This window comes from Nocardioides sp. TF02-7 (assembly GCF_022437945.1).
Taxonomy (GTDB): domain Bacteria; phylum Actinomycetota; class Actinomycetes; order Propionibacteriales; family Nocardioidaceae; genus Nocardioides.
The window spans coordinates 656,531-676,218 of sequence record NZ_CP092535.1 but is presented as its reverse complement, the minus strand read 5'-3'; the positions used below and the strand labels follow the sequence as shown (position 1 = coordinate 676,218).

12 protein-coding genes and 4 pseudogenes are annotated in these 19,688 nt (G+C 72.8%); 10 read left to right on the top strand and 6 right to left on the bottom strand.

Annotated elements, in window-relative coordinates:
- Nucleotides 1–47: 47 nt before the first annotated feature.
- Nucleotides 48–902, top strand: coding sequence for a bifunctional methylenetetrahydrofolate dehydrogenase/methenyltetrahydrofolate cyclohydrolase (locus MF408_RS03465; RefSeq protein ID WP_240250282.1), 855 nt, complete (start codon nucleotides 48–50; stop codon nucleotides 900–902).
- Between the two features lie 86 nt (nucleotides 903–988).
- Nucleotides 989–1,219 carry a DUF3017 domain-containing protein gene (locus MF408_RS03460; RefSeq protein ID WP_240250281.1) on the top strand — a complete coding sequence of 77 codons (231 nt, stop codon included), beginning with the start codon at nucleotides 989–991 and terminating at the stop codon, nucleotides 1,217–1,219.
- A gap of 48 nt (nucleotides 1,220–1,267) precedes the next feature.
- Here the strand turns inward: MF408_RS03460 and MF408_RS03455 are convergent, their stop codons facing one another.
- The 3 genes from MF408_RS03455 to MF408_RS24850 form a co-directional block, all read right to left on the bottom strand.
- Nucleotides 1,268–2,254: a malate dehydrogenase gene (locus MF408_RS03455; RefSeq protein WP_240250280.1), complete on the bottom strand. Its 987-nt coding sequence runs from the start codon at nucleotides 2,252–2,254 to the stop codon at nucleotides 1,268–1,270.
- Nucleotides 2,255–3,062: 808 nt separating this feature from the next.
- Nucleotides 3,063–4,088: an aquaporin gene (locus tag MF408_RS03450; protein WP_240250279.1), complete on the bottom strand. Its 1,026-nt coding sequence runs from the start codon at nucleotides 4,086–4,088 to the stop codon at nucleotides 3,063–3,065.
- Nucleotides 4,042–4,173: a hypothetical protein gene (locus MF408_RS24850; protein ID WP_275693331.1), complete on the bottom strand. Its 132-nt coding sequence runs from the start codon at nucleotides 4,171–4,173 to the stop codon at nucleotides 4,042–4,044. The genes MF408_RS03450 and MF408_RS24850 overlap by 47 nt, the downstream gene beginning before the upstream one ends.
- A 182-nt stretch (nucleotides 4,174–4,355) precedes the next feature.
- Between MF408_RS24850 and MF408_RS03445 the strand changes: the two are divergent.
- The 7 genes and pseudogenes from MF408_RS03445 (at nucleotide 4,356) to MF408_RS03415 (ending at nucleotide 14,562) form a co-directional block, all read left to right on the top strand.
- Nucleotides 4,356–6,546 (top strand): annotated as a pseudogene (locus MF408_RS03445) (NADP-dependent isocitrate dehydrogenase).
- A 361-nt stretch (nucleotides 6,547–6,907) separates the two neighbouring features.
- Entirely contained in the window at nucleotides 6,908–10,333 is a 3,426-nt protein-coding gene (locus MF408_RS03440) for an ABC transporter ATP-binding protein (RefSeq protein WP_240250278.1), read from the top strand.
- A gap of 55 nt (nucleotides 10,334–10,388) precedes the next feature.
- The gene (locus MF408_RS03435; protein WP_240250277.1) at nucleotides 10,389–11,603 is read left to right on the top strand and encodes an MFS transporter; all 1,215 of its coding nucleotides are present in this window, start codon (nucleotides 10,389–10,391) and stop codon (nucleotides 11,601–11,603) included.
- Nucleotides 11,604–11,638: 35 nt separating this feature from the next.
- Nucleotides 11,639–12,725, top strand: a pseudogene (gene trpS / locus MF408_RS03430) (tryptophan--tRNA ligase).
- Nucleotides 12,722–13,276 carry a 2'-5' RNA ligase family protein gene (locus MF408_RS03425; protein ID WP_240250276.1) on the top strand — a complete coding sequence of 185 codons (555 nt, stop codon included), beginning with the start codon at nucleotides 12,722–12,724 and terminating at the stop codon, nucleotides 13,274–13,276. The pseudogene trpS and the gene MF408_RS03425 overlap by 4 nt, the downstream one beginning before the upstream one ends.
- A gap of 6 nt (nucleotides 13,277–13,282) precedes the next feature.
- On the top strand, nucleotides 13,283–14,341 hold the full coding sequence (locus tag MF408_RS03420; RefSeq protein WP_240250275.1) for a YihY/virulence factor BrkB family protein: 1,059 nt from the start codon (nucleotides 13,283–13,285) through the stop codon (nucleotides 14,339–14,341).
- Nucleotides 14,338–14,562: a hypothetical protein gene (locus tag MF408_RS03415; RefSeq protein WP_240250274.1), complete on the top strand. Its 225-nt coding sequence runs from the start codon at nucleotides 14,338–14,340 to the stop codon at nucleotides 14,560–14,562. The genes MF408_RS03420 and MF408_RS03415 overlap by 4 nt, the downstream gene beginning before the upstream one ends.
- A gap of 136 nt (nucleotides 14,563–14,698) precedes the next feature.
- Here MF408_RS03415 and MF408_RS03410 read toward each other — a convergent pair whose 3' ends face one another.
- On the bottom strand, nucleotides 14,699–15,613 hold the full coding sequence (locus MF408_RS03410) for a LacI family DNA-binding transcriptional regulator (protein ID WP_240250273.1): 915 nt from the start codon (nucleotides 15,611–15,613) through the stop codon (nucleotides 14,699–14,701).
- Nucleotides 15,614–15,883: 270 nt separating this feature from the next.
- Between MF408_RS03410 and MF408_RS03405 the strand changes: the two genes are divergently transcribed.
- Nucleotides 15,884–16,879: an MFS transporter gene (locus tag MF408_RS03405; RefSeq protein ID WP_240250272.1), complete on the top strand. Its 996-nt coding sequence runs from the start codon at nucleotides 15,884–15,886 to the stop codon at nucleotides 16,877–16,879.
- On the opposite strand, the pseudogene MF408_RS03400 reads toward MF408_RS03405, so the two are convergent.
- Nucleotides 16,830–17,574, bottom strand: a pseudogene (locus tag MF408_RS03400) (succinate dehydrogenase/fumarate reductase iron-sulfur subunit). The gene MF408_RS03405 and the pseudogene MF408_RS03400 overlap by 50 nt on opposite strands.
- A 67-nt stretch (nucleotides 17,575–17,641) precedes the next feature.
- Nucleotides 17,642–19,675 (bottom strand): annotated as a pseudogene (locus MF408_RS24845) (fumarate reductase/succinate dehydrogenase flavoprotein subunit).
- Nucleotides 19,676–19,688: the final 13 nt, after the last annotated feature.

Genomic DNA, 19,688 nt, shown 5'->3' with positions numbered 1-19,688 from the left:
TTCGACACACCACGACACCCGATTCGACGTCTGGGAGGATGAGCAGCGTGACCGCACAGAAGCTCGACGGAACCGCCACCGCGAGGGCCATCAAGGACGAGCTGCGCGAGCGCGTCGCCAAGCTGCGGGAGCAGGGGGTCACTCCCGGGCTGGGCACGGTGCTCGTCGGCGACGACGCGGGGTCGCGGTGGTACGTCAACGGCAAGCACAAGGACTGCGCCGAGGTCGGGATCGCGTCGATCCGCGTCGACCTGCCGGAGACCGCGACGCAGGAGGAGATCGAGCAGGCGGTCGCCGACCTCAACGCCGACCCCGCCTGCACCGGCTACATCGTCCAGCTGCCCCTGCCGCGCGGCCGTGACGAGAACCGGGTCCTCGGCCTGATCGACCCGGCCAAGGACGCCGACGGCCTCCACCCGACCAACCTCGGCTGGCTGGTCCTCGGCAACGAGGCGCCGCTGCCGTGCACGCCGTACGGCATCGTCGAGCTCCTACGCCGGCACGGCGTGCAGATCGCCGGCGCCGAGGTCGTCGTGGTCGGGCGTGGCATCACCGTCGGCCGGCCGCTCGGCCTCCTCCTGACCCGCCGCTCGGAGAACGCGACGGTGACGCTCTGCCACACCGGCACCGTCGACCTCGCCGCCCACGTCCGCAACGCCGACATCGTGGTTGCCGCCGCCGGCGTGCCGGGCATCGTCACCGCCGGGATGGTCAAGCCCGGTGCCGCCGTGCTCGACGTCGGCGTCTCCCGCGTCGACGGCAAGATCGCCGGCGACGTCGCGGACGACGTGTGGGACGTCGCCGGCTGGGTCTCGCCCAACCCCGGGGGAGTCGGCCCGATGACCCGCGCGATGCTGCTCGCCAACGTCGTGGCGATGGCCGAGAAGCAGGTGCGGCCCTGAGCGACCCGGCCGCGCCTCCGCCGCCTCCGCCGGAGCCCCGGCGCTACCCCTCCACCCTCGGCGGCGCGTTCTACATCCTGATCCTGGTGGCGACCGCCACCGGGATCGCCATGACGTGGCGCTCCGACGACTGGCGCCTCGGCGTGCGGGTCGTCGCCGGCGCGCTCGCCGCGGCCGCGGCGCTGCGCCTCGTGCTCCCGCAGAAGGACGCGGGCATGCTGGCCGTCCGTCACCGGCTGGTCGACGTCCTGCTCGTCGGTTCCGTGGCGACCGCGCTGTTCGTGCTGGTCGCCAGCATCCCCGACCAGCCGTCCTGAAAAGCAGCGGACCCCGGGCCGCAGCCCGGGGTCCGTCGCAAGCGCCGGTCAGATCAGGCCGAGCTCCGTCACCGCGTCGCGCTCCTCGGCGAGCTCGGCGGTCGACGCGTCGATCTTCCCGCGCGAGAAGTCGTCGATCTCGAGCCCCTGCACGATCGTCCAGTCACCGTTGGCGGTGGTGACGGGGAACGAGGAGACCAGCCCCTCGGGGACGCCGTAGGAGCCGTCGGACGCGACCGCCATCGAGACCCAGTCGCCGTCGGGCGAGCCGAACAGCCAGTCGCGGGCCGCGTCGATGGTGGCGGAGGCGGCCGACGCGGCCGAGGACGAGCCGCGGGCCTCGATGATCGCCGCGCCCCGCTTGGCGACGGTCGGGATGAAGGTGCTCTCCAGCCACTCCTGGTCGTTGACGACCGCAGCGGCGTTCTCGCCCGCGACCTCCGCGTGGAAGATGTCGGGGTACTGCGTCGCCGAGTGGTTGCCCCAGATCGTCATCTTCTTGATGTCGGAGACCTTGGCGCCGGTCTTGGCCGCCAACTGCGAGATCGCGCGGTTGTGGTCGAGACGCGTCAGCGCCGAGAACCGCTCGGCCGGGATGTCCGGAGCGTTCTTCATCGCGATCAGCGCGTTGGTGTTGGCGGGGTTGCCGGTGACGCCGATCCGTACGTCGTCGGCCGCGACCTTGTTGAGCGCCTTGCCCTGCGCGGTGAAGATCGCGCCGTTGGCCGACAGCAGGTCGCTGCGCTCCATGCCCGGGCCGCGCGGCCGGGCCCCGACGAGGAGCGCGAGGTTGGCGCCGTCGAAGATCTTCTCCGCGTCGTCCCCGATCTCCACGCCCGCCAGGTTGGGGAAGGCACAGTCGTCGAGCTCCATCACCACGCCCTCGAGCGCCTTGAGCGCGGGCGTGATCTCGAGCAGCCGCAGCTCGATCGGGCGGTCGCCGGCGAGGGCGCCGCTGGCGAGGCGGAAGAGCAGGCTGTAGCCGATCTGGCCGGCGGCGCCGGTGACGGCGACCTTCAGAGGCGTGTCGCTCACGAGGACTCCTTCGATGGGTGCGCGGTGCGAGTGCTTCGGACGCTAGCAGCGCCGGGGGGCGCGGCCGCACGCGGGCACGGGTGCGAGACGATGACCGTCATGACCCCGCGTGTCCGGCTCGCCGCCGCAGCCGTGCTGGCGGGTGTCGCGCTCGCCGGCTGCGGCAGTGCGACGGAGTCGAGCCCCCGGCGGGGGGTGGACGGGCTGGTCGTCCCGACCCCGGCTCCCGACGCCGCCGACTTCGTCGAGACGGTCGACAACCGGTGGCTGCCGCTCGCCGCCGGAGCCCGGTGGCAGTACGACGGCACCGGCCCGGACGGCGATCCGCTCACGGTGGTCGTGGAGGCGGCGGCCGGGCCGGTGCGCGACGGCATCGCCACGACGACCCTGCTGCGGGTCACCCGCGACGACCGCGGCCGTGAGGTCGGGCGGGTCGCCGACCACTACGCCCAGGACCGGGCCGGCAACGTCTGGTGGTTCGGCCGCGACGACGACTGGTTCGCCGAGCCGGGGCTGGCGATGCCGGCCCGGCCGCGGCTCGGCGACGGCTTCGTCATGGGGGAGCCGGTCGGCGGGCTCGTCCGCGCGCAGGTCACCGACGTGTCGGCGACGACGACGGTGCCGGCGGGGGAGTACGGCGACCTCCTCGCCCTCGACGTGCGCGGCGGGCCGGACGACCCGGCCCGCCGGGGAGCTCTACGCCCGCGACGTCGGCCTGGTGAGCAGCGAACCGGACGGCCCCGGAACGACGACGGGGCTCGTCGCGCACGACGAGCCCCGTTGACGCCTCCTGGTGAGGCCGGCCGGATCAGGCGTCCGGCGGCCGCACCTGGGTGTGCGGGTCACCGCCCGCCGGCGGCGCCCAGCCGCCCGGCTGGCCGGTGCCCGGCTGCGGGGCGGACCCTGACTGCGGCGCCTGCGGGGCCGGCGGCTGCTGCTGCGCCGGGATCCACTGCTGGGCCACCGGGTCCCACTGCCAGCCGTCCTGGATGATCGGCTGCTCCTGCGACGCGGCCTGCGGGGCGCCGTACCCGCCCTGCTGAGCGCCGTGCTGACCACCCTGCTGCCCGTGCTGACCCCCGTGCTGGGCGGCCGGCTGACCGGTCTGCTGGTTCCACTGCTGCTGGAACTGGTCGGGTGCACCGAAGCCGGGCACGGCCACCGTCGACCGGCCACCGAACCCGGAGCCGGGCACCGGGTCGCTGCCTCGGCCGAACAGCAACGGGTACAGCAGACCGGCGATCGCGCCGCCGATGAGCGGGGCCAGGATGAACAGCCACAGCTGGAGGATGGCGTCGCCGCCGGAGAACAGGTTCGAGCCGATCGACCGGGCCGGGTTGACCGACGTGCCGGTCGCGGGGATCCCCACGAAGTGGATGGCGGCGAGCGACAGGCCGATCGCGAGCGGGGCGAAGGCGACGGTGTCGTTGCGCTCGTCGGTCACGCCGAGGATCACCATGAGAAAGATGAAGGTCAGGATGATCTCGATGAGCAGCGCCCCGAACAGCTCGACCCCGCCGTGGTCGCCGTAGCCGTTGCTGCCCATCGGCTCGCCCATGTCCCAGCCGACGTCGCTGGCGAGCAGGACGATCGCGAGCAGCAGCCCGCCGACCACGCCGCCGACCACCTGGGCGGCGACGTAGAGGCCGGAGTCCTTCCACGACAGCCGGCCGCTCAGCGCCGCGCCGAGGGAGACGGCCGGGTTGAAGTGTCCGCCGGAGAGCCGGCCGAACGCGTAGGCCATCATCAGGACCGCGATGCCGAAGCTGAGGCCGATGCTCGTGATGTCACCTCCGGCGACGACGGCGGCGCCGCAGCCGATGAAGACGAGCACGGCGGTGCCGACACGCCTCGGCGGCGAGCTTCTGGATGAGGGTGGGCGGCGGCGCGGTGGCCGCCGGCGTGTCAGTGATGGTCATGAGTGATCAACTCCCCTTCGTCGGCTCCCCGAAAACCAGCACGGGCCTTCCGAACTCTAGCCATTTGCGGCGCTCAGGAGCGGGATGCGAGGCTGGCCGGGAGCCGCCGGTCACCCGCCGTCCGATATCTTGACGTCAAGCAACTTCATCGTCCGTCACGTCACAGGGAGTACCGCCCGAACATGTCGAGCATCATCTACACCCACACCGACGAGGCGCCGCTGCTCGCGACGTACTCCTTCCTCCCCGTCGTCGAGGCGTACGCCGCCAAGGCCGGGGTCACCGTCGAGACGCGGGACATCTCGCTGGCGGGCCGGATCCTCGCCCAGTTCGGGCACGTCGACGACGCCCTCGCCGAGCTCGGCGAGCTGGCGACGAAGCCCGAGGCCAACATCATCAAGCTGCCCAACATCTCCGCCTCCATCCCGCAGCTGAAGGCCGCGGTCAAGGAGCTGCAGGAGAAGGGCTTCGACATCCCGGACTACCCCGAGAACCCGCGCGACGACGCCGAGCGGGAGGTCCGGGCGAAGTACGACAAGGTGAAGGGCTCCGCGGTCAACCCGGTCCTCCGCGAGGGCAACTCCGACCGGCGTGCGCCGGTCGCGGTGAAGAACTACGCCCGCAACCACCCGCACCGCATGGGCACCTGGTCCTCCGACTCCAAGACCAACGTCGCCACCATGGGCCGCAACGACTTCCGCTCCAACGAGAAGTCGGTGGTCGTCCCCGCCGACGACACCCTCCGGATCGAGCACGTCGCCGCCGACGGCACCGTGACGGTGCTGAAGGAGTCGGTGGCGGTGCTGGCCGGCGAGGTCGTCGACGGCACGTTCCTGGACGTGGCCGCGCTCGAGGAGTTCCTCGCCGGCGCGATCCAGCGGGCCCGTGACGAGGACGTGCTGTTCTCGGTGCACCTCAAGGCCACGATGATGAAGGTCTCCGACCCGATCATCTTCGGCCACGTCGTGAAGACCTTCTTCCGCCCGGTCTTCGAGAAGTACGGCGACCAGCTCGCCGCCGCGGGGCTCTCGCCCAACGACGGCCTCGGCGCCATCCTCTCCGGTCTCGACCAGCTCGAGAACGGCGCGGAGGTCAAGTCCGCCATCGACGCCGCCCTCGCCGAGGGGCCGCGGATGGCGATGGTCGACTCCGACCGCGGCATCACCAACCTGCACGTCCCCTCCGACGTGATCGTCGACGCCTCGATGCCGGCGATGATCCGCATCGGCGGCCACATGTGGGGCCCGGACGGGGAGGAGCACGACACCCTCGCGGTCATCCCGGACTCGTCGTACGCCGGCGTCTACCAGACCGTCGTCGACGACTGCCGCGCCAACGGGGCCTTCGACCCGGCGACGATGGGCTCGGTGCCCAACGTCGGCCTGATGGCGAAGGCGGCCGAGGAGTACGGCTCCCACGACAAGACGTTCGAGGCGCCCGCCGACGGCACCATCCGCGTGGTCGACGGCGCGGGGGGAGACCCTCATCGAGCACCAGGTCTCCGCCGGCGACATCTGGCGCGCCTGCCAGACCAAGGACGCCTCGATCCGCGACTGGGTCAAGCTCGCCGTCACCCGCGCCCGGGCGACCGGCGCCCCGGCCGTGTTCTGGCTCGACGAGACCCGCGCCCACGACGCCAACCTGATCGCGAAGGTCCGCGACTACCTCACCGAGCACGACACCGACGGGCTCACCATCGAGATCATGGCGCCGGCCGAGGCCTGCGCCTACTCGCTCGAGCGGATCCGTCGCGGCGAGGACACGATCTCCGTCACCGGCAACGTGCTCCGCGACTACAACACCGACCTGTTCCCGATCCTCGAGCTCGGCACGTCGGCCAAGATGCTCTCCATCGTCCCGCTGATGAACGGCGGCGGCCTGTTCGAGACCGGCGCCGGCGGCTCCGCGCCCAAGCACGTGCAGCAGCTCGTCAAGGAGAACTACCTGCGCTGGGACAGCCTCGGTGAATTCTTCGCCCTCGCCGCGTCGTTCGACCACCTGGCCGACACCTTCGACAACGCCGGCGCCAAGGTGCTCGGCGAGACCCTCGACAAGGCGACCGAGACGTTCCTCAACGAGGACCGCTCCCCGGGCCGCAAGCTCGGCACCATCGACAACCGCGGCTCGCACTTCTACCTCGCGCTCTACTGGGCCGAGGAGCTCGCGAACCAGACGTCGAACGCCGACCTCGCCGCCCAGTTCAAGCCTCTCGCCGAGACCCTGCGCGCCAACGAGCAGACGATCGTCGAGGAGCTGAAGGCCGTCCAGGGCGAGCCCGCCGACATCGGCGGCTACTTCCGCCCCGACGAGGAGAAGGTCACGGCGGTCATGCGCCCCAGCACGACCTTCAACGAGGCGCTCGCCTCGCTCTGAGCCGGAGCCGCGAAGCCGCAAGCCGGGGAGCCGCGCACCGCGGACGAACAGCGTCATACGTGCCGAGGGCGATCGCCCTCGGCACGTATGACGTCCCCGGGTGCCCGCAGCGACGCCACGCCCAGCGGTCGCCCGTGACCAACCTCACCGGGACGATCCACGTCGCCGTGGTCACACGGGCCGGAAACTCGGAGGAGATGGTCGGCGCCGCGCCGTAGCCTTTCTCGAGCGATGACCCAGACGCTCCCACCCCCCGACCTCGGCCGCGCCCACCGGTGTCGGTCGGTCGTCGGCGCCGCCCGACGACCCTGCCCGCCGCGTCGACTGGCGGCGGCTCCGGCACCCGGTGGCGGGGGCGGCGATGACGGCGTTGGCGGCCGCGACCGTCGCGCAGGCGCTGGGCACGGTCGTGGCCGGGCAGCTGGCCGACGGGCCGACGTCGACGCTGGTCGTGCTGCTGGCGTGCGCGGTGGTCGGCGGCGCGCTGCTCGACACCGGGGCCCGGGTCGCGTGGGCGGGTGTCGTCGACCGCGCCGAGGGCGTGCTCCGGGGCGACCTGCTCGACGCCGCGCTGCACCAGCCGCTGCACCACCTCACCGAGCAGGCGGTCGGCGAGATCCTCGACCGTGTCGACGACGACACCCACGAGGTCGGGACGCTGCTGCGGATGCAGATCTGGCCTGCGCTGCGGACGGCGTTCGGCGCGATCCCGATGTGGATCATCGCGACGTTCGCCTGGTGGCCGGCGTTCTTCCTCTTCCCGATGGTGGCGGCCGTCGCCTTCTTCGTGCTGCGGCCCTACCTCTCCGAGATCGCACGCCTCAAGGTGATCGAGGAGGCGGCGTGGACCGACCAGGCGGCGGCGCTGGAGGAGGGGGTCGCCGGCCGCGACGACCTCCGCACGAGCCTCGGCCAGTCGTTCGCGGTGCAGCGGCTCGCGCGGCTGTCGGCGACCGTCCACGACAAGTTCGCCCGCGTGCTCCGGGTCGAGGCAGCCCTCGCCGTGCGGGTCGGCCTGCTGCTCCACGCGTTCCTGGTCGGCATCGCCGTCACCGGCGTCGCGCTCGTCAGCAACGACCAGCTCGGGGTCGCGCGGCTGGTCACGCTGTTCCTCATCACGACCAGCTTCGTCGGCCAGGTCAACCAGCTCGCCCACCACCTGCCCGACATCCAGGCGGGGCTGGGCGCGGTCTTCCGGCTGCGGCAGATGCTGGCGGTCGAGGCGGAGCCGGTCGGCGGCGAGCCGGTGCCGCCGGGTGGCCTCGACATCTCGATCCGCGGCCTCGACTTCGCGTACGCCGAGGGCACGTTCGCGCTGCGCGACGTCGCGCTGGACGTGGAGGAGGGCCACACGCTCGCCCTCGTCGGCCGCACCGGCTCGGGCAAGTCGACGCTGGCCTCGCTGCTGTCGCGGGCCGTCGAGCCCCCGCCGGGGACGATCTTCCTCGGCGGCGTCGACATCACCACCCTCGACCTCCACGAGCTGCGCCGCCGGGTCGGCGTCGTCACCCAGCGCACCGAGATCCTCGCCGGCACCTTGGCCGACAACATCACGCTGTTCGCCGACACACCCGTGGCGGAGGTCGAGGCGGCGGTCGAGGAGCTCGGCCTGACCGACTGGGTGGCGGGCCTGCCCGACGGGCTGCAGACCCTGCTCGGCCCGGGCGGCACCACGCTGTCGGCGGGCGAGGAGCAGCTGGTGGCGTTCGCCCGGCTGCTCGTCCGCCACGTCCAGGTGGTGGTCCTCGACGAGGCGACTGCCCGGATGGACCCGGTGACCGAGGCGCGGGTCGTCGCCGCCGCCGACCGGCTGATCAGAGGCCGCACCGGCGTGCTGGTCGCCCACCGTCTCAGCACGATCGAGCGGGCGGAGATGGTGGCCGTCCTCGACCACGGCCGGGTGGTCCAGCACGGTCCGCGGGACACGCTGGCGGCGGTCGGCGGGCCGTTCCGACGGCTGCTCGAGGCGAGCGCCACCGACGACGCCGCCGACGACGCCACCGCGGAGGTCGACGACGACCTCGTCGAGGGCACCTCGATCGGCACGCAGCGCCGCGTCGGCCCACCGCCGGAGCGCGCGCCGGTGGGCGATGGACCCTCGCTCAGCCGCGGCATCTGGCACGCGTTCTGGGTCAAGCCGTGGTGGGGCGCCTGGTCGGTGCTGCTCTTCCTCGCCGGCTCGTTGCTGGCCCCCTTGGGCGCGATCACCGGCTTCCTGTGGGGCAAGGTGGTCGAGGACCTCCAGGCGGGGGTGACGCCCACCCCGCTCACGGCGGCCCTCGGCGGCTGCCTGCTGCTCGCCCCGCTGCTGCTCGCCGACGCCTTCCGGCGCTACCCCCGCTGGTGGATCGAGGTGAAGCTCCGGGTCCGGATGGCCGTGCTGAACGGGCAGATCCGCACCCACCGGCTGCCCAGCAACCCGCCGGGCGAGGTGGTGGCGCGGTCGATGGACGCCGACCGGTTCGCCCGCTACACCGACCGCTGGGTCGACTTCGTCAACGGGCTCGCGATCGCCGGGGTCACCATGCTCGTCGGCGGCACCTGGCTCGCGGGCGCGATCCTGCTCGCGGTCATGGTCACCAGCGCCCTCGCGTCGTCGCTCGGACGGCCGATCGCGGGGCGCTCGGCGGCCAGGTCGTCCACCGCGCGCGCCCGGTTCGGCCGCGCCCTGGTGTCGGCCGTCGAGTCCGCCCGCACCGTCAAGCTCGCCGGGCGCACCCCGCAGGTGCACGCCCACCTGCGGCGCGTCGACGGCGGTCGGGTCCAGGCCGCCGTGTTCGAGCACCGGGTCCAGGCCGTGCTCGACGGCGTGCCGATCGTCATGGTGCAGGTCGGCGTGGTGGCGGCGTGGGCGCTCTTCCTCTGGGACGCCTGGGGCCTGGCCACCGCGCTGCTCGTCGCCAACGCGGTCAACGGGTTCGACTGGTTCGGCCGGGTCGCCGGCGCGGTCGTGACCGAGGCGCCCGGCACCCGGGCGTGGCAGCGGGCCACCGCCCGGTTCGCCGCCGGCGCCGACCTGATGACCCTCCCGCCGGGCGTCGACCTCGTCACCGGGCAGGCGCCCGACCCGGTGGAGCCCGAGCCGACGCGTCTCGAGCGGCTCTCGCTGGCGGGCTTCAGCGCCGTCCACGACGACGGCACCATCGGCGTCGAGCACGTCGACCTCACCGTCGAGCGGGGTGAGCTGGTGCTGCTCCTCGGCCAGGTCGGTTCCGGCAAGTCCAGCCTGCTGGCGGCGCTCGCCGGGCTGCTCCACCACGGCGGCTCGTTGCGGTGGAACGACCGGGAGGTCGACGACCCGGAGAGCTTCCTCCGGCCGCGCCAGGTCGCCCACGTCGCCCAGGTGCCCCGGGTGCTCTCCGGCACGTTCGCCGACAACGTCCGGCTCGGCCACCGGCGGGAGTTCGAGCGGCCGGCGGCCGACGCCCTGCTGACCGACGACGTCCGCGAGGCCGGCGGTCCCGACGCCGTCGTGGGCCACCGGGGGTCCGGCTCTCCGGCGGCCAGGTCCAGCGGCTCGCGCTGGCTCGCGCGCTCGCCGCCGACACCGAGCTGCTGCTCGCCGACGACGTGTCCAGTGCCCTCGACGCGACCACGGAGATCGAGCTGTGGTCGGCCCTGCGCGCGCGGGGCACGACGGTCGTGGGCGCGACCTCCAAGCGGGCGGCGCTGGCGCAGGCCGATCGGGTCGTCGTGCTCGTCGACGGCAAGGTCGCCGCCGACGGGCCGTGGCGGACCCTGGTGGGTGAGTGGGGTCACCTCGCGGGCTAGGCGGGCGCCGGAATAGCCGGCCCCGCCGCCCGGTTGGCCCCCCACGTGACCCACGCGCCGACGACCGCCCGATGACCGCCACCCAGGAGGCGTCCCCGACGCCCGCCGTGGCGACCCGGCGACCGGCGCTGGCGATCCTCGCCCTGGCCGTCGGCGGCTTCACGATCGGCACGACCGAGTTCATGACGATGGGCGTGCTCCCCGAGATCGCGGAGGGCGTCGACATCTCGGTGCCGACCGCCGGCCACGTCATCTCGGCGTACGCCGTCGGCGTCGTCGTGGGCGTCCCGATCCTCGCGTTCTTCGGGGCCGCCCTGCCGCGACGGGCGATGCTCGTCGGGCTGATGGCCGCCTACGCCGCGTTCAACCTGGCGAGCGCCGCGGCACCCACCTACGAGGTGCTGACCCTCGCCCGGTTCCTCGACGGCCTGCCGCACGGCGCCTACTTCGGCGTGGCGAGCCTGGTCGCGGCCAGCCTCGTCGTCCCCGAGCGGCGCGGGCGGGCCGTGGCGAGCGTGATGCTGGGTCTCTCGGTCGCCAACGTGGCGGGCGTGCCCGTGGCGACGTTCCTCGGGCAGCAGCTGGGCTGGCGCTCGACTTACCTCCTCGCGGCCGTGCTCGCCGTCCTCACCGTGGCGCTGGTGCTCGCCGCCGTGCCGAGCGTGCCGGGCGACCCGGGGACGAGCGGCCGGAAGGAGGCCCGGGAGTTCTTCGGCAGCCTCCAGGTGTGGCTGACGATGGCGGCGGGCGCCGTCGGCTTCGGCGGCATGTTCGCCGTCTACTCCTACATCGCCAAGACGGTCACGGTCGTCGGCGGCCTCGACCGCGGCACGGTGCCGCTGTTCGTCCTCGCGCTCGGGCTCGGCATGGTGGTCGGCACCTGGCTGGCCGGCGAGCTGGCCGCGTGGTCGGTGATGCGCAGCATGGTGCTCGCAGCCGTGGCCGGCGCGGTCGTGATGGTGGTCTACTTCCTCGCGGCGCCGGGTGGCTGGCTGCTGCTCCCGGTGGCGTTCCTCGTCACCGCGACCGGCTCGGTGCTGGTGGTCAACCTCCAGCTGCGACTGATGGACGTCGCCGGCGGGGCGGTGACCCTCGGTGCCGCGATGAACCACGCGGCGCTCAACGTCGCCAACGCGCTCGGCGCCTGGCTCGGCGGCGTCGTGATCGCCGCCGGCCACGGCTACCGGTCGCCGGCCCTCGTGGGCGCGGGGCTCGCCGTCCTTGGCCTGCTGATCCTCCTGTGGTCGGCCGCCGTGCACCGCCGCACCCCGGCCCGATCCCGCTGACCGCGCACGAAGCCATCCCTGCCACAATCCTCCCCATGTCCGCGACGACCGAGCAGCAGTCCGTGCCCGCGACCGCGCAGTCCGGTGGCACGGCGGGCGGCGCCAAGCCCCGGGTCCTGTCGGGCATCCAGCCGACGGCGGACTCGTTCCACTTCGGCAACTACCTCGGCGCCCTGCGGCAGTGGGTCGACCTCCAGCGCGACCACCAGCCGTTCTTCTTCATCGCCGACCAGCACGCGATCACGGTCGAGCAGGACCCCAAGGTGCTCCGCGAGCGCACGCTGCGCGCGGCGGCGCAGCTGCTGGCGATGGGGATCGACCCGGCGCGGTCGGCGATCTTCGTCCAGAGCCAGGTGCCGGCCCATGCACAGCTGGCGTGGGTGCTCAACTGCCTCACCGGCTTCGGCGAGGCGCGCCGGATGACGCAGTTCAAGGACAAGTCGGCCAAGCAGGGGGAGGGGGGCCGCGTCGGTCGGCCTCTTCACCTACCCGATCCTCCAGGCGGCCGACATCCTGCTCTACCGGCCGCACTTCGTGCCGGTCGGCGAGGACCAGCGCCAGCACCTCGAGCTCACCCGCGACCTGGCCCAGCGCTTCAACAGCCGCTACAAGAAGACCTTCCGGCTGCCGGAGCCCTACATCCTCAAGGCGACCGCCAAGATCGCCGACCTGCAGGAGCCGACGGCGAAGATGTCGAAGTCAGCGTCGTCGCCGAGCGGCATCATCGAGATGCTCGACGACCCGCGGGTGAGCGCCAAGAAGATCCGCTCGGCGGTCACCGACTCCGGCTCCGAGATCCGGTTCGACCCGGAGGCCAAGCCCGGCGTCAGCAACCTGCTGACGATCTACTCCGCGCTCAGCGGCGATCCGGTCGACGTGCTGGAGGAGCAGTTCGCGGGCAAGGGCTACGGCGACCTCAAGGGCGCCCTGGCCGACCTCGTCGTCTCGTTCGTGACGCCGTTCCGCGAGCGCACGCTCGAGCTGCTCGACGACCAGTCCTACCTGATGGGCGTGCTCCGCGACGGCGCCGAGACCGCGGGTGCGGTGGCGGAGGCGACGCTGCGGGACGTCTACCAGCGGGTCGGCTTCGTCGCCGCGGTCGAGGACGAGCGCGGCCGATGACCACCTTCGCCCAGAAGGTGGCCGGCTCGGGTGGTACGACGATCGGGGTCGCGATCCCGATCCCCGAGCCGTGGGCCACCGAGCTGCAGGAGTACCGCCTCGGCATCGGCGACCCCACGGCCGTCGGGGTGCCGACGCACATCACCCTGGTGCCGCCCACCGAGGTGACCGGGCGGCTCGACGAGATCGAGCAGCACCTGGCGCGGGCGGCGGTGACCCAGGAGCCGTTCCGGGTACATCTGCGGGGGACGGGTACCTTCCGGCCCGTGTCACCGGTCGTGTTCATCGGGCTCGCCGAGGGGATCTCGCAGTGCGAGCAGCTGGCGGGCGCCGTCCGCAGCGGCCCGTTGGCCGTCGACCTGCACTTCCCCTACCACCCGCACGTGACGGTGGCCCACCACCTGAGCGACGCCGAGCTCGACCGGGCGTTCGCGGAGCTGGGCGGCTTCGAGTGCGAGTTCGACGTCACCCGGTTCCACCTCTACGTCCACCAGGGCCGGGCGGGCTGGAAGGTCACCAGCACCTACCCGCTGGGCGCGGCGAGGGGCTGACCGCCGGTGCCCGCCGTGGTCGACCGGCTGAAGGAGCGGCTCGCGGACGCCCGTGAGCGGCGGCCGCTGCTCGACCAGCTGATCCGCACCGTCGAGCACTACGGCGACGTCAAGGGCAACCTGCAGGCGGGGGCGGTCACCTACTTCGCGTTCATCTCGTTCTTCCCGGTGGTGGCGCTCGCCTTCGCGGTCATCGGCTACCTCGCGAAGATCTACCCGGACGCGAACGAGGACCTGGTCAAGGCGATCAACAGCCTCCTGCCCGGACTGGTCGGCGAGGGTGAGAACCAGGTCTCGATCGACAGCATCCGCGACGCCGCCCCCGGCATCTTGTCGGTCGGCATCCTGGTCGTCCTCTACTCCGGCCTCGGCTGGCTCTCGAGCATGCGCGACTCGCTGCTGGTCATGTTCGAGATGCCCGAGTGGACCCACCCCAACTTCGTGGTCGGCAAGCTGCGCGACCTGCTCGCCCTCGCGCTGCTCGGCGCGGTCCTGCTGGTCGCGGTCGGCGTCTCCGGCGTGGCGCGTGGGTCGTCGGAGCAGATCCTCGAGTGGCTGGGTCTCGCCGACGGCCTGGGGTGGCTGCTCGGGCTGGTCGCGGTCCTCGTCGGTGTCGTGGCCAACACGGTGCTGTTCTTCTCGCTCTTCAAGGTCCTCGTCGAGCCCGACCTGCCCACCCGTGCGCTGCTGTCGGGCGCCCTCCTCGGCGCGATCGGGTTCGAGGTGCTCAAGCAGGTCTCCCAGCTGCTGCTGGCGTCGACCAAGAACGCCCCTGCGTTCCAGGCGTTCGGCATCGCGCTGATCCTCGTCGTGTGGATCAACTACTTCTCCCGGGTCGTCATGTACGCCGCGGCATGGGCGTTCGTGCACCCCGCCTCGCGGGCGCTGCGACCCGAGGCGGCGGCCCCGGTGCAGGGCCCGAAGTCGCCGCCGGCGTACCGTCGCGTCGCAGGGCCGGCCCGGGAGCCCGGGGCCCGCAGCTGGGCGGCCCCGTTCGCAGCCGGCGGCGCCGCCACCGTGGCCGCCCTCGCGCTGATCCGCAAGCTCGACAGGAGGGACCGATGAAGCTCGAGCGCAGGCATGCCGTGCTGCTCCTCGCCGTCGCGGCGTGGAACGTCATCAGCTTCGGCAACTTCGCCAAGAACCTCTGGAACGCCTACGACGCGGGGGAGGAGCGGACGACCGGCTACTGGGTCGCCCACTCCGTGCTGATCGTCGTGAACTTCCTCATCGCCGCCGTGCTCGGCTCGCTCGGCTGGAGGGCCTGGCGCGCCACCCGCTCCTGAGCGTGCTCACGCCGCCGGGGTGCTGCCGCGGCGGACCACCTCCCAGGCGTCGCGGAAGTCGGGTCGTTCGTCCGCCAGCGCGGCGCGCGCGCAGGCGGCGCCCTGCTCGCGGAGCGACTGCGCCACGGTCGTCAGGTTAGCGCTCCGCGGCGACGGGGGAGTCGTCCCAGCCGCTGACGGCGACGTCGCCCGGGACGGCCCGTCCCCGGTCGGCCAGCGCGCCGAGCACCCCGAGCGCCAGCTGGTCGCTCATCGCGGCGACGGCGTCGACGGGTCCCTCCTCGAGGAGCCGTCCGGCCTGGGCGTGCGCCTCGACCGCGCTGTTGGTCGTGCAGGTCGCGACGCGGACGCGCGACCACTCGAGGCCGAGGTCCTGCGCGGCGTCCCGGTAGCCGAGCAGCCGGGCGCGCGTGACGGGGAACGTCGCCGCGTCGGGGTCGGGACCGGTGGTGAGCACGACGGCCCGCTCGGCGGTGGTGGGGAACGCCAGGACCGCGGGATGGGCGGCGCCGGCGAGCACGAGCCGGCCCACCGCCCGTGCCGCAGCCCGGTCGTCGATGCCGACCAGCGTCGCGCCGTCGACGGCCGGACCTCCGTGCACGACCACGGGCCGGCCGGTCGCGAGCGCCGCGCGGACGACAGGGGAGTCGTCGTACGTCGTCCACAGCACGAGGCCGTCGACCGCGGCGGCGGCGACGCGGCCGACGTCCTCGGCGGAGTCGACGACGGGGAGGATCGTCATGGCGGTGCCCGCGGCTGCGCACACCTCGGCGATCCCGGCGAGGAACGCGGCGGCCTGCGGGTCGTCGAACGCGTAGGTCAGGTGCTCGCCTAGCACCACACCGAGGGCGCCGGCGCGGCCCTGGCGCAGTGAACGGGCCGACGGGTCGGGACCGGTGTACCCGAGCTCGCGGGCGGCGGTGAGCACCCGCTCGCGGGATGCGGCCGACACCCGCTCCGGGCGGCCGAAGGCGTAGGACGCGGTCATGGTGGACACGCCGGCGCGCTCGGCGACCTGCGCCAGCGTCGCGCGCCGTCCTTGGGAAGGCATGTCACCAGTATATGTGTAACGTTACACAAATGACCTCCGACACCGCCACGGTCCGCGTGCTCGTCGCGCCCGTCACCGTCGCGTTCGCCGCGTTCGGGACGTTCTGGGGCGTTTGGGGTGCGTCCATCCCTCGGCTGCGGGACCAGGCCGGTGTCGACGACACCCAGCTCGGCCTGGCCCTGCTCTTCGTCGGCGGCGGAGCACTGCCCGCGATGCTGGTCGCGGGCCGGGCCGTCGACCGCTGGGGGCACCGGGTGGCCGCGCTCGCCCTTGCCTCCCCTCGGCGCGGCCGGGGTGGTCGTCGCGGGAGCCGGCCGGGGCGTGGTGTCGTTGGCGGCAGCGATGGCGCTGGTCGGCGTCACGTCCGGCGCCGCCGACGTCGCGATCAACACCCTCGCCGGGCGAGCCGAGCGGGCGGCCGGCCGCCCGGTCATCACGCGGGTGCACGGCGTCTTCTCGACGTTCGTCGTGCTCGCCAGCCTCGGCACCGGGCTCCTCGCCGGCGCCGGGGCGCCGCCCGTCATCGGGTTCGCCGGTGCCGGACTGGTGGCCGTCGCGGCTGCGGCGGCCGTGCAGCGGTCCGTCATGCGTGGCCCCAGCGGCCCGGCCACCGGGAGCGACCCGGGTTTCGGACAGGCAGGCGGGCAGGGGAGGGAACGGGCGGTCCCGACCGCCACGCTCGTCGGCTTGGGGCTGCTCGGCGCGCTGGCCTACGCCAGCGAGAACGCCCACCAGAGCTGGAGCGCGATCTTCCTGACCGACGCGATCGGGGCGGGTGAGGGGGTCGGTGCGCTGGCCCCCGCGGTGTTCGCTGCGGCGGTCGCGGCGACCCGGTTCGCGGCGGGTGGGATCGGCACCGCGCACGCCCGGGCCGTGCTCGCGACCGGCTCCGCCGCGGCGGCCGGGGGTGCGCTGCTGGTCGCCGGCGCGCCGAGCCTGGTGCTGGGCCTGCTCGGCCTCGTGGTCGCCGCCGCGGGCACGGCGGTGCTGTTCCCGACCGTCCTGGCGGTGGTGGCCGCGCGGACCGACGAGCGCCACCGCGGACGCGCCACCTCCGTGGTCACCACGGTGGCCTACCTCGGCTTCGTCCTGGGCCCGGTCTACGTCGGCGTGTGGTCCGGAGCGCTCGGGATCCGCGGCGCGATGGTGGCCGTCGCGGTGCTCGGTGCGCTGCTGCTGGTCCTCACCCCGCTGGTCAGGGGCGAGCGGCCCCGCGTCAGCGGTTGTGGATCAGTGCGGTCCGCAGGTCGCGGTTCATCTGGCTGATCACGTCGAGCGGGATGCCCTTCGGGCAGGCCGCTGTGCACTCGCCGATGTTGGTGCAGCCGCCGAAGCCCTCGTGGTCGGCCTGGGCCACCATCTCGACCACCCGGGTGTAGCGCTCGGGCTGGCCCTGCGGCAGCTCCCCCGAGGTGGGTGATCTTGGCGCCGACGAACAGCGAGGCCGAGCCGTTGGGGCAGGCCGCCACGCACGCGCCGCACTGGATGCAGGTCGCCGCGTTGAACGCGCGGACCGCGTCGTCGCGGGGCACCGGCACCGAGTTCGCCTCGGGCGCGGAGCCGGTGTTGGCGGAGATGTAGCCCCCGGACTGGACGATCCGGTCGAGCGCCGCCCGGTCCACGCAGAGGTCCTTGATGACCGGGAACGCCGCGGAGCGCCACGGCTCGATGGTGATCGTGTCGCCGTCCTTGAACGACCGCATGTGCAGCTGGCACGTGGTCGCGACCTCCGGACCGTGCGCCTCGCCGTTGATCATCAGCGAGCAGGTGCCGCAGATGCCCTCGCGACAGTCGGAGTCGAACGCGACGGGCTCCTCGCCCTGGTCGTTGAGCTGCTCGTTGAGCACGTCGAGCATCTCGAGGAAGCTCATGTCCTCGGAGACGCCGTCGATCTCGTAGGTGTGCATCGCACCCTGCGAATCGGCATTCGCCTGGCGCCAGATCTTGAGGGTCAGTCTCACTTGTGACTCTTTCCGGTGGTGGATGCCGTTGGACAGTGGCCGCACGCGGCGGTGGCGGGCGGGACGGTCACTTGTAGCTGCGCTGCTTCATCTCGATCGCCGTGTAGACCAGGTCCTCCTTGTGGAGGACGGGCGTCTCGCCCTCGCCGGTCCACTCCCACGCGGCGACGTACGCGAACTCGTCGTCGTGGCGCAGCGCCTCGCCGTCCTCGGTCTGCGACTCGGCCCGGAAGTGGCCGCCGCAGGACTCGCGCCGGTTGAGGGCGTCGATGCACATCAGCTCGCCGAGCTCGAGGAAGTCGGCCACCCGGCCGGCCTTCTCCAGGCTCTGGTTCAGGCTGTCGGAGCTGCCGAGGACCTTGACGTTGGACCAGAAGTCGGCGCGGAGCTCGCGGATCATGTCGATCGCCTTGCGCAGGCCCTCCGCCGAGCGCTCCATGCCGCAGTACTCCCACATGATGTTGCCCAGCTCGCGGTGGTAGCTGTCGACGCTGCGGTTGCCGTTGACCGACATCAGCTTGCCGACCCGCTGCTCCACCGACTGCTTGGCCTCGAGCACCGCGGGGTGGGACTCGTCCAGCTTCTCGAACGGCCCCTCGGCCAGGTAGTCGCGGATGGTGTGGGGGAGCACGAAGTAGCCGTCGGCCAGGCCCTGCATCAGCGCCGACGCGCCGAGCCGGTTCGCGCCGTGGTCGGAGAAGTTCGCCTCGCCGGTCACGAACAGCCCGGGGATGCTCGCCTGCAGGTCGTAGTCGACCCACAGCCCGCCCATGACGTAGTGCACCGCCGGGTAGATCCGCATCGGGACCTCGTACGGGTTCTCGCCCGTGATCCGGTGGTACATGTCGAAGAGGTTGTCGTACTTCTCGCGGATCGTGTCCTCGCCGAGGCGCTCGATCGCGTCGGCGAAGTCGAGGTAGACCCCGCGCCGGAAGTCGCCGACCAGCGGGCCGACCCCCGCGGCCCTCGTCGCAGACGTTCTTGGCCGCGCGCGAGGCGATGTCGCGGGGGACCAGGTTGCCGAACGACGGGTAGATCCGCTCCAGGTAGTAGTCGCGGTCCTCCTCGGGGATGTCCCGCGGGTCCTTGTCGCAGTCCTCCTTGCGCTTGGGCACCCAGATCCGGCCGTCGTTGCGGAGCGACTCGCTCATCAGCGTCAGCTTGGACTGGTGGGTGCCCGAGACCGGGATGCACGTCGGGTGGATCTGGGTGAAGCACGGGTTGGCCATGTAGGCGCCCTTGCGGTGCGCCCGCCACGCGGCGGTCACGTTGGACCCCATCGCGTTGGTCGAGAGATAGAAGACGTTGCCGTAGCCGCCGGTGGCGAGGACGACGACGTCGGCGAGGTGGGTCTCGATCTCGCCGGTCACCATGTTGCGGGCGATGATGCCGCGGGCGCGCCTGTCCTCGCCCTCGCCGACCACGATCAGCTCCAGCATCTCGTGGCGGGTGTACTCGGTCACCGTGCCGGCGCGCACCTGCCGCTCCATCGCCTGGTAGGCGCCGATCAGCAGCTGCTGGCCGGTCTGGCCGCGGGCGTAGAACGTCCGCGACACCTGGACGCCGCCGAACGAGCGGTTGTCGAGGAGGCCGCCGTACTCACGGGCGAACGGGACGCCCTGCGCGACGCACTGGTCGATGATGTTGGTGCTGACCTCGGCGAGGCGGTAGACGTTCGACTCCCGCGACCGGTAGTCGCCGCCCTTCACGGTGTCGTAGAACAGCCGGTGGACGGAGTCGCCGTCCTCCTTGTAGTTCTTCGCCGCGTTGATGCCGCCCTGGGCCGCGATCGAGTGCGCGCGGCGGGGGAGTCCTGGTAGCAGAACGACTTCACGTTGTAGCCGGCCTCGCCGAGGGTGGCGGCCGCGGAGGCGCCCGCGAGGCCGGTGCCGACGATGATGACGGAGAGCTTGCGCCGGTTGGCCGGGTTGACCAGCCGCGCCTCGAACTTGCGGGTCTGCCAGCGCTCGGCGATCGGCCCCCCGGGTGCCTTGGCGTCGGCGACCGGGTCACCGAGGACGTAGTAGCCGGCGGCGTCGTCGTAGTCGCCGGGGCTCGGCTCGTCGTGGGAACGGTCGGACGTCAGCGTGGTGTCCGGCATGTCGGTCATGAGG